At 35.8% G+C, this 12,670-nt stretch carries 13 protein-coding genes; 6 read left to right on the top strand and 7 right to left on the bottom strand.

Annotation, left to right across the window (positions count from 1 at the left end; all coding sequences use genetic code 11):
- Positions 1-180: 180 nt before the first annotated feature.
- Positions 181-861 carry an adaptor protein MecA gene (gene mecA, locus ABDZ84_RS20335; RefSeq protein WP_026680655.1) on the bottom strand — a complete coding sequence of 227 codons (681 nt, stop codon included), beginning with the start codon at positions 859-861 and terminating at the stop codon, positions 181-183.
- A gap of 392 nt (positions 862-1,253) precedes the next feature.
- Complete coding sequence (gene spxA, locus ABDZ84_RS20330) at positions 1,254-1,649, bottom strand: transcriptional regulator SpxA (protein WP_021292282.1); 396 nt, start codon at positions 1,647-1,649, stop codon at positions 1,254-1,256.
- A gap of 382 nt (positions 1,650-2,031) precedes the next feature.
- On the opposite strand from spxA, the gene ABDZ84_RS20325 reads away from it, so the two are divergent.
- Together ABDZ84_RS20325 and ABDZ84_RS20320 are read left to right on the top strand one after the other, a co-directional pair.
- Entirely contained in the window at positions 2,032-2,373 is a 342-nt protein-coding gene (locus tag ABDZ84_RS20325) for a P-II family nitrogen regulator (RefSeq protein WP_026680654.1), read from the top strand.
- 19 nt (positions 2,374-2,392) lie between these two features.
- On the top strand, positions 2,393-3,763 hold the full coding sequence (locus tag ABDZ84_RS20320; protein ID WP_026680653.1) for an ammonium transporter: 1,371 nt from the start codon (positions 2,393-2,395) through the stop codon (positions 3,761-3,763).
- A 141-nt stretch (positions 3,764-3,904) separates the two neighbouring features.
- Here ABDZ84_RS20320 and ABDZ84_RS20315 read toward each other — a convergent pair whose 3' ends face one another.
- Entirely contained in the window at positions 3,905-4,498 is a 594-nt protein-coding gene (locus ABDZ84_RS20315; RefSeq protein WP_026680652.1) for a GNAT family N-acetyltransferase, read from the bottom strand.
- A 335-nt stretch (positions 4,499-4,833) separates the two neighbouring features.
- Positions 4,834-6,036 (bottom strand): putative glycoside hydrolase, encoded by a 1,203-nt coding sequence (locus ABDZ84_RS20310; protein ID WP_166530808.1) that lies wholly within the window; start codon positions 6,034-6,036, stop codon positions 4,834-4,836.
- Between the two features lie 208 nt (positions 6,037-6,244).
- On the opposite strand from ABDZ84_RS20310, the gene panB reads away from it, so the two are divergent.
- The 3 genes from panB to panD are packed head-to-tail and all read left to right on the top strand — an operon-like array spanning position 6,245 to position 8,361.
- Entirely contained in the window at positions 6,245-7,075 is an 831-nt protein-coding gene (panB, locus tag ABDZ84_RS20305; protein ID WP_026680650.1) for a 3-methyl-2-oxobutanoate hydroxymethyltransferase, read from the top strand.
- A 12-nt stretch (positions 7,076-7,087) separates the two neighbouring features.
- A complete protein-coding gene (gene panC, locus ABDZ84_RS20300; protein ID WP_166530806.1) occupies positions 7,088-7,960 on the top strand; it encodes a pantoate--beta-alanine ligase in 873 nt (290 codons plus the stop codon).
- Between the two features lie 11 nt (positions 7,961-7,971).
- Positions 7,972-8,361 (top strand): aspartate 1-decarboxylase, encoded by a 390-nt coding sequence (panD, locus tag ABDZ84_RS20295; RefSeq protein ID WP_166530805.1) that lies wholly within the window; start codon positions 7,972-7,974, stop codon positions 8,359-8,361.
- A 204-nt stretch (positions 8,362-8,565) separates the two neighbouring features.
- Here the strand turns inward: panD and ABDZ84_RS20290 are convergent, their stop codons facing one another.
- Entirely contained in the window at positions 8,566-9,504 is a 939-nt protein-coding gene (locus tag ABDZ84_RS20290; RefSeq protein WP_343782803.1) for a ketopantoate reductase family protein, read from the bottom strand.
- 483 nt (positions 9,505-9,987) lie between these two features.
- Between ABDZ84_RS20290 and trpS the strand changes: the two genes are divergently transcribed.
- Positions 9,988-10,983: a tryptophan--tRNA ligase gene (gene trpS / locus ABDZ84_RS20285; RefSeq protein WP_343782801.1), complete on the top strand. Its 996-nt coding sequence runs from the start codon at positions 9,988-9,990 to the stop codon at positions 10,981-10,983.
- A 379-nt stretch (positions 10,984-11,362) separates the two neighbouring features.
- On the opposite strand, the gene ABDZ84_RS20280 is transcribed toward trpS, so the two are convergent.
- Together ABDZ84_RS20280 and ABDZ84_RS20275 are read right to left on the bottom strand one after the other, a co-directional pair.
- Positions 11,363-12,124, bottom strand: a complete 762-nt coding sequence (locus ABDZ84_RS20280; RefSeq protein ID WP_026680645.1) for a YjbA family protein — start codon at positions 12,122-12,124, stop codon at positions 11,363-11,365.
- A 191-nt stretch (positions 12,125-12,315) separates the two neighbouring features.
- On the bottom strand, positions 12,316-12,534 hold the full coding sequence (locus ABDZ84_RS20275; protein WP_026680644.1) for a YuzI family membrane protein: 219 nt from the start codon (positions 12,532-12,534) through the stop codon (positions 12,316-12,318).
- Positions 12,535-12,670: the final 136 nt, after the last annotated feature.

Below are 12,670 nucleotides of genomic sequence, written 5' to 3'. Positions count from 1 at the left end.
TGCAACGTGTTCTTCTTTGCAAAGTTAGTTGAGGCCGTGCCCGTGGAAAGCGAAGTAATTAGTCGGAGCATTGCCAATATACATCAAACATTTCAAAATAACTACTTCGCTTAACGCAGTCATTGCACTGATTTTATACTTTCTTAACTTATAAAAAAAGCACTCCTTTTCAAGGAGTGTCTATACTTGTACAGGGAAATGGGATCGAACTTTATTAAACGTATCTTCTTCAAAGATTTTCTTCCCGTATTCCTCAAGTACATGTATGGTAATATCTGAATCATCTGCAAACTCAAAAACTTTACTAATAATATCTTCTTGCTGTTTTTCATCAAGCTCTTCCTCAGAAAACTCCATATATAGATAATACTTATTGTTATAATGGTAAAGTGTTTCCATCGTACCTTCCTGTAGGTCATCAAGATAATGGCTTAGCTGTATTACATCTTCAAAGTCGACAAAATCAGCAATGATCCATAGCTTATCATCATCTTCTTCATCTAATGGTTCTTCATGCTTACCAAATTTATCTTCTAACATATTTTCGATTTTTTTATCGACTGGAAAATCAACTGTATTACCATCTTCTGTCTGAAGCTCAATATTGTCTCCATTTTTAGAAATTTGAGCTTTAGTTACAATAATTTCCAATCCTTTTTCCAAAGCCTGTACCTGTATCCATAACGGACCGTCAACATTAAAGTCCTCTTTATAATTGACTTCATCCATCATTTGCCAAAAAAGCTGTTCACTTCTTTCACGATTATACCAGATTTCTTCTCTCTCAAATCCGCGATCCTCAATATCAATATATGAAATGTAAAATTTCACTGTATTCTCGTTAATTCTTTCAATTTCCATTTTCATTTCTCCCCCTTCTTTTTTAGGTAGGTGGAAGAACAGCTTCACCAAATAACTTAATATTGTAGATTTACCCTAATGCCTTGATTTCTAATCTTTACGATCAGCTCATGCTTCCAACATGTGAGTGATGCCAAACTTCCTACAAACAAAATGTTTGTAAATGAAATAAAAGGTTTTCTATACTTATTGTATGATAGTAGCAAACATATTGGAAACATATATGCCTATATAATTAGTAACATATTTTAACCTATATTTAAAGTTTTGTCATCCTCGTTTTTGTGACGAAACCGTAACAATTAACCTGTCTACTTTGCAGGATTACAAGATAGCGATAAAAAAACGCAGATCGTAATTAATGATCTGCGTTTTTTAATATGTTAAATTGGTTAATTAACCATTCGTTGCGCCTCACGTAACTGAAAAGTACGAACCGTTCTTGGTAAGAAGCGGCGAATCTCATCTTCATTATATCCAACTTGCAGACGCTTTTCATCCAAAATAATCGGTCTACGTAAAAGACCCGGATTTTGTTGAATTAAATTAAAAAGATCCTTCATTGGTAATTGATCAATATTGACATCCAATTTTTGAAAAACCTTTGATCGAGTTGAAATGATCTCATCAGTGCCATCTTCCGTCATACGTAAAATTTCCTTTATTTCATCCAGTGTTAGTGGTTCGGAAAATATATTACGCTCCGTGAACGGGATATCATGTTCTTCCAACCATGCTTTTGCTTTTCTGCAAGATGTACAACTTGGTGAGGTATAAAGTGTAACCATTAAAACTTCACTCCTCATTCTAAAATGGGTTTAGTCATTCCATAAACATTTAACACTTATCAAATTAAAATAAGTTTAAATAACCCTATATGTAAATTATACTACAATTGTCAAGCGAAAGGTAGAGGATATTCAAGAAAAAATTGAGCTTTTTTTTAGATGTTTACGAAATGTAATTTAATCATTCACTTGTAAGTTACCCTTAATCATTTTTAATTAAACATCTTATTTGAAAAAATTTCTTAAAAAACCAATTGCAAATGCTTGTTTCGTAATTTTCTAAATAATTATATAAAATTACTTGATTTTAATTAGTATACCTATTATGATAATTTACATAACTTATAATGTAAGGTTTTCTTACACGAAGGGAGTGAGCGCATTGAAAAAAATTGAGGCAATTATCCGTCCAGAAAAGTTTCAATTACTTCGTAAAGCATTATCTGCAGCAGGTATTGGAGGCTTAACAGTTACAGAGGCTGCTGGAACAGGTAAGCAGAAAGGACAAAAGGGAGTATTCCGAGGTACAACCTTTCAACTACAACTACTAGCTAAAATTAAAGTGGAGACGGTTGTAGAAGAACAACGATTAGATGAAATACTTACTATTATTATCGAAAATTGTAGTACTGGTAATATTGGAGACGGAAAGATCTTTGTTTCGCCTGTTGAAGAAACGATCCGGATTAGAACAGGAGAAAGAGGGAAAGAAGCTGTTATGTAATTTAAAAGGAGGATGAAGCATGTTTAGAAAAAGTTTATTCTTGTTTTTCGTTATTTCCCTCATTGCATCTCCTGTATATGCTGCACCAACTACTACCTCTCTTGAGTTATCCATTAACTTGGTTTGGATTATGCTTGGTGCGTTCCTAGTATTCTTTATGCATGCAGGGTTTGCAATGGTGGAGTCAGGTTTTACTAGAGCAAAAAATTCCCTCAATATTCTTATGAAAAACTTCTTGACAATTAGCATTTCGACCATTCTCTTTTTTATTGTCGGCTTTGGTATTATGTTTGGTACTTCTGGAGGTTCATTCATAGGCACAGATAGTTTCTTATTACATGACGTTGAAGACGTTGGCTTCTTCGTATTTCAAGCAATGTTCATAGCTACCTGTGCCACGATTATTTCTGGTGCTGTTGCTGAACGAATGAAACTAAGCAGTTATGTTCTCATCGTGATAGCGATGACTGCATTTGTCTATCCTGTTGTCGGTCACTGGGTTTGGCAAGGTGATGGCTGGCTTACCGATTTAGGATTCAGTGATTTTGCAGGATCGACAGTAGTACATGTAACCGGCGCAGTAGGTGCTCTCACCGCTGTATTGCACTTAGGCCCACGTATCGGAAAATACTCAGGGAAAAGAGTAAATGTTATTCAAGGACATAACATTCCTATCGGGGCACTCGGTGTCTTTATCCTTTGGCTTGGTTGGTTTGGTTTTAATGGAGGTAGTACACTTACTGCCGACCCTTCGCTTGTACCTATGGTTATAGGCACTACGTTGCTATCAACTTCGGCAGCACTTGTATCGACTGCCGTATATACAAAATTACGCTTTAAGCGTATCGATGCCTCATTGTCCCTAAACGGTGTACTAGGTGGTTTAGTCGGCATTACCGCTGGATGTGCAGAGATTTCACTTGGTGGATCAATAATAGTTGGCCTTATTTCTGGCATCATACTTGTAGAAGGGATTCACTGGTTAGATGCCAAACTACGTATTGATGATCCCGTTGGCGCTATTACTGTACATGGTCTTTGTGGAATTTGGGGTACATTAGCTATCGGTTTATTTTCAACGTCGACTGGTTTGTTCTATGGTTATGGAACAACGCAATTTTGGATTCAAACGATAGGAGTTATAGCAGTTATCGCATGGACAATGATAACATTAGGAGCATTCTTATTCATTGTGAAACAATTCTCATCTATCCGAGTTTCTGAGGAAGAAGAATTAGCCGGATTAGACTTCACGGAACATGGATCAAATGCATATGAATTAAAGGAATCGCTTATTTCTGAAAATGACGAATCGATTGGTTATAACTTAGGTCTAGCTGATCGTTTAAATAATCTATCTATGGGGAATGCGAAACATAAATCAACTTAGTTCAAATGATACAGAAATAAACACTCTCACTCATTAATCTATAAAATAAAAACCTGTGTTTCGTATTAATTCGGACGGACTATATTTTAGCCTAAGTAAAAAACTCCCTGCTTATTGTTGAATAAGCAGGGAGTTTTTTACTTAGGCTTTCTCTGTTGTTTTTAAATTCTCCATAATATTTCCAGAAGAACGATTTTCATCATACGTCAACACTTCATCCACAGGCTGATAAGACTGACCGTAAATTTCTTCATCTTTATACGTATGAATATCTTCATACATTTTTTTCATCTGTTCATAAATAAAGTCTTCGGAATCATCATTAGGTGACCAATAAAGTATTTCCATAGGGGTAGCTTCATTAGTGGCTAATGAACGGCGACTATAGCCGATAGATTGGGCATGGGTAAACCCTTCCCTGTGGTAAAAATGGAGTCTTTTTTCTGTATCTGAATCTTCATAATCTACAGGTTCTACTTCCAGAATAATTGGTTTATTCTTGGCCTTTAATTTTTCGATTAAGGAATGACCAATCCCTTGTCCTCTTGTTTTTGCGGATACCCATAGATAATCGATGAATAAAAACGTATCGAATTCAGCGTACATTAAAACATGCTGATTACTTTCGTCTTTATAATAGACATCTCCTTTTTCCTCTAAGAGCATTTCCATGTGTTCTCTTGATTTCATCTCTTCTACAGGAAAATACTTGTTCAACTTTTCATACCAGTTCATTGATCTACTCCTTATTTTTTAGTAGTCGTATTAAGTATAACGAAAATGTAATGATTTGTTAAATCGTTTCATAATTTTGTGTTATTATAGCTTGCCCATTCTACACTAAATCATGTAAAAAACAGAGGCTGGGACAAAACACAACTTCTTTACTCAAAATACGAATAATCATGTTATCAATAGGAGGATCTTCGGACGCGTGCTGTTCCCGCCGGAGTCTCGCTTGTTTCAGGTGCTAAATGAATGATTCTGATCAAAAAAAGAACGATAATTATTTTATCGTTCTTTTTTTATTGTTTCTTCATTCTTTTGTCTCAGCTTCTGTTTCACTTTTGTTATTTACCTAATTTATAATCTACGTTTTCTGTATAGGAATTACCAGCATTCCACAGCAGAAACTCATTGATACCATTTTCATACAATGCTTTGATTTGTGCCTCTACTTCTGCTTTTCCATATTGCTTTGTAGCACCACTATATAACCAAGGAGCCTCAAAATCCTGTATCCACGGTCTAGAAATAGGAGCATCGTCTAATTTCCCTAAAACTTTATTTTCCACTTTCGCATACTCATTTACTAATTTATACGGCTCTGTATCAGGCTTTTCTATTCCAAAATAAGAAGACCAGTGACTAGGATAGATCATGGAAGAAATTATATCCACATTCTCCGCGATTTTCGAGAAGTTTTGTCCAATTCCCGGCGTTTCCTCAATAGTTGCTGCATAACCAAATATGTCTACAGATACATCCACATCGTAATTATTGAGCTCTTCTTTTGCATAGTGAACAAAATCCGTTACTGCCTTTACACGTTTTTTAATATTATTCATGTCAAGATCTTCATAATCTCCTAATGAATACTCCAGTTCTTTATCTCGATGTTCAAAACCTTCTGGAAAACGAACATAATCAAATTGGATTTCTTGGAAGCCCATTGATGCTGCCATTTTTCCAATTTCTACATTGTACTCCCATACTTCTTTTTGGAAAGGACTAACAAATGCCTCACCTTTACCATTGACCCATACTTTACCATTTTTAGTAAAAGATAAATCTGGGCGTTTTTTTGCTAATACGGAATCTTTAAATACAACAACTCTAGCAATCGGATAAATCCCTTTTTCTTCAAGAACCTTCATCATTTTTTTGGGATTATCAATGTAATCCTTCGCAATTTCCTCATATGGAGATCCTTTTTCCGGGGTAAAAGTTAAATTTCCATTATCCTCTTTCACATCAATAACCATTGTATTTAAATCCGTACGATCCACTAGCTCCACAAGGGAATCGAAACGACTGCCTCCAGCTGAATTTCCAGTAACATATATCCCACGTACCGCGTCGGGATATTCAAAATCATAGCCTGAAGTATGTACAAATCGCTTCAATGTTTTATTCGCTTTTAATGGTTTAATATTAATTTGCCTCTCCTGATGAGCAGTCACTTTTTGTGCTTCCTCTCCACTCACAATTACTGGAATACTTAGTAATAAAATCCCAAGAAAAGCGATGATGATGTTTTTATTTTTCTTCATAAGCTATCAATCCCCAACTATGTAATATGAATCTAGTATAAAGGAAAATTTGTCAATTTTGAACGAAAAAAACTAGATTTTGCAGAAAAAAATCCACTTGATTTATTCTTTTCCCTGTTTATTGTATAATTAACTTCATTGCAATTGAGAGTCAAATTCTACATATGAATATACATACTAAACTTGTCTGAAAAGGGGGAAATATTTAATGCTAAGTGTACTAGATTTCAAAAAAATGAAAGCGAATCAAGACAAAATTACAATGGTCACTTCCTATGATTACCCATCGGCAAAACAGGCAGAACAGGCTGGTATTGATACCATACTCGTCGGTGATTCGTTAGGTATGGTTGTACTAGGTTATTCATCAACTGTTGAGGTGAAGGTCAATGATATGATCCACCATGCTAAAGCAGTCAAGCGCGGTGCACCGAATACATTTACTGTTGTTGACATGCCATTTATGTCGTATCATATATCTTTAGAAGATTCGCTACGTAATGCCACAAAGCTTTTTCAAGAAACTAATGCGCAAAGCCTTAAAATTGAGGGTGCTTCTCTAGAAATACTTCATTTCATGGAACGATTAACAGAATCTGGTATACCAGTCATCGCCCATTTAGGCTTAACTCCCCAATCCGTAAATGTGTTAGGCGGATTTAAAGTACAAGGTAAGGATAAAGCTGCTGCCAAACAGCTGCTGGAAGATGCAAAACAAGTAGCTGAACACGGTGCAGTTGCTCTTGTTTTAGAATGCGTTCCAAGGGAGCTAGCAGAAATAATAACAGCTACAGTAGATATTCCAACCATCGGCATAGGTGCAGGTCCAGAATGTGATGGTCAAGTTCTTGTTTACCATGATATTATGAAATATGGTATTGAACGTCTGCCAAAATTTGTGAAGCCCTATACTGACTTTAATACAGAAGGAATAAATGCACTGAAATCTTACATTTCAGAAGTAAAACAGGTATCCTTCCCGGCTGATGAACAATCCTTCCATATTAAAGATAAAGATTATTTGCCTATTAGTGAGTAAGGAGATATTTATATGCAAGTCATACGTTCCGTAAATACAATGAGTGAGATTATTCAAAAATACCATTTACAACATAAACAAATTGGATTCGTTGCTACAATGGGTTTTTTACACGAAGGACATTTACAACTCATGAAGGAAGCAAAAAAGGAGAACGCTATTGTTGTAGCTAGTATATTTGTCAATCCGCTACAGTTTGGCCCAAATGAAGATTTTGAAAAATACCCTAGAGATGAACAATCTGATACATTACTTGCTGAAAAAACTGGTGTTGATGTCTTATTTATACCAACTGTAAAAGAAATGTATCCACATGCGATGCTCATTCATATGAGTATCAGGGAGAGAGTAAATGTATTATGCGGTCATTCTCGCCCTGGACATTTCGATGGCGTATTAACCGTGTTAACAAAGCTGTTCCACATTATTCGTCCAACTAAGGTTTATTTTGGATTGAAGGATGCACAGCAAGTTGCTGTAGTTGATGCATTAATTCAAGACTTAAATTTTCCAATGGAGTTAGTTGGATTACCTACGGTTCGAGAAAAAGACGGCTTAGCTAAGAGCAGTCGTAATGTAAATTTAAAAGAACATGAGAGAAGAGAAGCTGTATGGATATATAAAGGGTTACTAGCTGGTCAACAGCTTCTTCTTAAAGGTGAAGGAAATCCAGCCCTTATTATAAAAGAAGTAACTCAAACAGTGGAAAAACATATTTCAGGAAAGATTGACTATATTGAATTATTAAGTTATCCCGCATTAAAACCTGTTTCCACCATTAATCAGCAGGTAATTCTTGCAGCGGCAGTTTACTTTGATGAAGCTAGATTAATCGATAATTTAATTTTACATCCGAATGGAAAAATTATTAACCGCTATAACTAGGAGGAAATCGTATGTTTCGTACTATGATGAAAAGTAAAATTCATAGAGCCCGGGTAACAGAGGCAAATTTAAATTATGTTGGCAGTGTGACTATTGATCAAGATATTTTGGATAAAGTAAATATCCTTCCACATGAAAAGGTACAAATTGTCAATAATAATAACGGGGCACGACTTGAAACATATGTTATACCTGGTGAAAGAGGATCAAGAGTTGTCTGTCTAAACGGAGCAGCAGCTAGACTCGTACAGAAGGAAGATGTTGTTATTATTGTCTCCTATGCACTAATCTCAAACGAAGAACTGGCTGCACATCGCCCGCTTGTGGCTATTATGAATGAAAATAATGAAATTAGAGAAATCCTTGACCAGGAGCCTCCATTAACAACAATAGAATCATAGACATATTGGTGATTGGGACAAAAGTGTTTTAGCCAGATAATAAACAGCTGGTGAGCCTTCTCGTGCTGATGCACTTGTAAGACTCACCAATGATTTCCCCCAGAGATCTACGTAAATGTCCGGAGATAGTATAGTATGTTGTTCGTCTTTAGAAACCATTTAGTTATGCCCTGCCCGCTTTATCTTTCGACTAAAATAAGGTTCTTATAAGCGTTGTTCATAGCTGTTTTCAATCATATAAACTAGTTTCAGAATCATTTCATTGTATGGAGTAGCCATGTTGTGTTTCTTTCCCTCCTTAACAATTGCTCCATTAATTACTTCAACTTCCGTTTTTCTTTTGTTTAGAACATCTGTTAACATAGATGATGTATTTTTGCCGATCTCTTCTATTCCTAAACGGATACATTCATTTATTGGATCATCATACAATAACAGAATCCCTTTTCGTTCTGCAATTTGCACAGCCTCAGTTACCAGCTTTGCAACTAGTTCCTTCCCCTCATCTGTCCGTATTGCCTCCCCATTTGTTAATCGTGTAACGGCTGTTAATCCATTATAGGCTACATTAACGATTAATTTACTCCAAATGACAGATTGAACATTCTCAGATACATGTGTCTTGATTCCTCCTGCAGAGAAGAGAGAGGCAATTTGTTCAAGTAATTGCTTGTACTTTTCTGGTACGGTAGATCCGATAAATGTACTCCCCCAAGCACGTTGCTCCACTACACCAGGTTTTACTATTCCAGCGCCGGTACTAGTTCCACCTACAACTACGTTACGTGACGGACTTAGCTTTTGTATCTTTTCCATATTTCCAACACCATTTTGCAACGTGAGAATTGGTGTAGTACGTGAAAGGAATGGTAAAACGTTTGATAATACAGATTCTGTAGCAAATGCTTTAACAAATAAAAGGATAAGGTCATAATCATTGTTTAAATCAGCAGCATTTGTTTTTACCATAAGATCAATTGTAGCAAGATTTCCGTCTTGTTCGACAATCTGTAACCCAGTCTTTTGTATTGCCTTTATATGGCTATTTGGCCTATTTAATAATGTGATATCTACACCATGTTGCTTTAACTTGCCTGCAAATAAACTTCCCATCGCCCCTGAACCTACGATTAGTACTTTCATAATTGAACCCCTTTCCATGCGTTTCTTTCATTTCTCGGCATCTTAGAGTAATTGCACTTTTATGCTGAGGATACACGAATGCTAAAACACTAAAAAATATATATAATATCACGCTTAGTTTGCTAGTAAAGCAGAGCTAGTGTAACTTGATTTTACCATGTCTTATCATATATAATAATGTAAATTAATAAGTTAAAGCGATGATAAAGATATAGTACAATGTCCCGCTAGCAAAAATTATGGGGTTTTTCGTTTGTTTCATTGGAGCATTATCCTAAAACACCATGTAACAGAGAGCTTGTGGTTGGTGGAAACAAGCGCTATGGATGATTGGAAATGGGCTTTAGAGCTTATATGTTGAAAGTGATCTTACATTAATAATGTAAGATAATAAGGGTGGCACCGCGGTTCAATCGTCCCTATTTTTAGGGATAATTGGACCTTTTTATATGGCCCAAAATTGAAATGGAGTGAAGAATTATTATGCAAACAATATTCTCTGGTATTCAACCAAGTGGTACACTAACGTTAGGAAATTATTTAGGAGCTTTAAAACATTTTACAAAACTACAAGACGATCATGACTGCTACTTTTGTATTGTAGATGAACATGCTATTACAGTTCCTCAAGACCGCTTAAAATTAAGAAATAATATTCGCTCACTTGCAGCATTATACCTTGCATCTGGGATTGATCCTGACAAGTCAACCCTATTTATTCAGTCTGAAGTGCCCGCACATACACAGCTAGGTTGGATCTTACAATCCATTAGCTATATGGGTGAATTAGAGCGTATGACGCAATTCAAAGATAAATCAAAAGGAAAAGAAGCTGTATCCTCTGGTTTATTAACGTACCCTTCGCTAATGGCTGCTGACATTTTACTATACAATACAGATATTGTTCCTGTTGGCGATGATCAAAAACAACACTTAGAATTAACCAGAGATCTAGCCCATCGTTTCAATAATCGATATAATGATATTTTTACAATACCTGAAGTAAGCATTCCTAAAGTCGGTGCGAGAATTATGTCATTACAAGATCCTTTGAAAAAAATGAGTAAATCCGATTCCAATGAAAAAGGTTTTATTTCCATGCTTGATGAACCAAATAAAATTGAGAAGAAAATTAAAAGTGCCGTCACGGATTCTGATGGTGTTGTTAAATATGATAAAGAGAACAAGGCAGGTGTATCAAACCTTCTTACCATACATTCCATTTGTTCAGGAAAATCCATCCAAGAATTGGAAGCTAAATATGAAGGAAAGGGATATGGTGAATTCAAACAAGGTACTGCCGACGCTGTCATTGAAGTACTAAAACCAATTCAGGATAAATATAATGCTTTAATTAACTCAGATGAGCTAGATCAGATTTTAGACAATGGGGCTGAAAAAGCATCCATCACCGCGAATCGTACAGTAGTGAAAGCAAAGAAAGCAATAGGTTTAGGAAGAGTAAAAAAGAAAAAATAATGCTATACAAAACGTAAAGACTGCAAATAAAGTGAAGCTTCCATCCGTAGGTGGTTTCCCTCACGGACTGTTCGTACCACAAGGGTATGGCTCAAAGGCCTTTGAACCAATCGGACATTTACTGGCAGTCGATTCACACACTTACTAATAGTGGTTTCACAGATTGCTTGGAGCGGGGCTTACTCTTACTGCCAGTTATATATGGGAACAACATTTTACGCTTTCATCTTCCACTTCAAAAAATGAACAATAAAGGCTCCAAACTATGAACCAGATATAGCTTTATATACACGGTTATAATTCGGAGCCTTTATTAAATTTCTTTTTGCCTCGCCCTCTCCTATTTAAAATAGGTAGGCAGCCTATCCTCCCATAAGAATTACTGCTGTTTGGATGTATTCTGTTCTTGACCGTTTTCTATTTCCCACATTTTCTCTAAAAATGGTTGCCCTTTTATCAGCTTTCCACACAAGTCCTCATGCCTAGAGCTCCAACCTTCCCTAACTCCATTATATAAAGCTGTCCAAACCTTCTCTTCATCCATGAAGCGGATATAAGGGTAGTTCTTGGGATCCCATTCCGTCAACCAATATCGTAATTCCTCTAAATTATTCGCCGTACGTAATTGGTCTAAACCCATCATTAATAATTGCTTCAACTGTCTCTCTCTTCTAGTTAATCCAAAGACAAGCTCAGGTGGCATGGAAAGCATATGGTACTCCTTTTGATAAAATTTATTATCAAACTTAAATGATTGAGGTTTGGTGTTTTTTATCATGTCATACACCAATTGCTCCTGTCTCGGAATTAGTCTACTTTTACGAACAGGAATTTTATAACTAATCGTATCAAAAGCTACAATATCGTTTCCATCTGTTACAATACAAGCATAATCTAATACAGTTCGCTCCTGTCCTTTTCTCATATATGCGCGTTTGTAAATTGCATCTAGCAAGGCTTTTGGCAAATCATGCATGTCATTTTCAATATAGTTATACAAATCCTTTGTTATGTATAGCAGTGGCACTTGATCTAGCAACTCGATGCCATCTTCTTTACGCCATTCTTGAAAATAACAAACATTATAACCGTTCTCTTCTCCTTCAAACCAATTCACCCATACATCATGCATATATAACATAAAACAACCCTCACTTTATTAACTGAACTTAACATACATTATGACCATCATTTAGAAAAATATTCTAAGTGACCCATTTTTAAATGAGGATATTTTAAGGTAAATCCGATCCATTGTGATGAATCATTTCATTGGCTAATAACGCTCCGTTGCTAATAATCCATACAAATATAATTGTTTTTTAAAGTCCCCTAAGATCCGCGATTAGTATTATTTGGAAATCGAGCCAGCACAATTGCCATGATAATAATTCCTATTGGAAGAAAATAACACTCCATTCTACTAGCAATAAACGTGAAGTATTCTCCCCATGAAAGTCCAGCTGGTAGAAAGTTCATGTAAGCAATTATCGTTACTCCTCCCATCACCGAAAAACCAAAACCCATTAGAAAGATAAACACATACCCCATTGCTTTTCGCCTACCTTGTCCACTTTTTAATAGAATATGCTTGTCTTATAAAAGAAATGAAAAAAATGTACAAGTCACAAATAAAGTAAAACTTCGATCCGTGGGGTTTTGTTTATCCTCCACGGATGGTAGTACC

Origin of the sequence: Virgibacillus salarius (assembly GCF_039521925.1) — a bacterium.
GTDB classification, from domain to species: domain Bacteria; phylum Bacillota; class Bacilli; order Bacillales; family Amphibacillaceae; genus Virgibacillus; species Virgibacillus salarius.
Note: the sequence above shows the minus strand (reverse complement) of the source record. Positions and strands in the feature narration are given on the sequence as shown.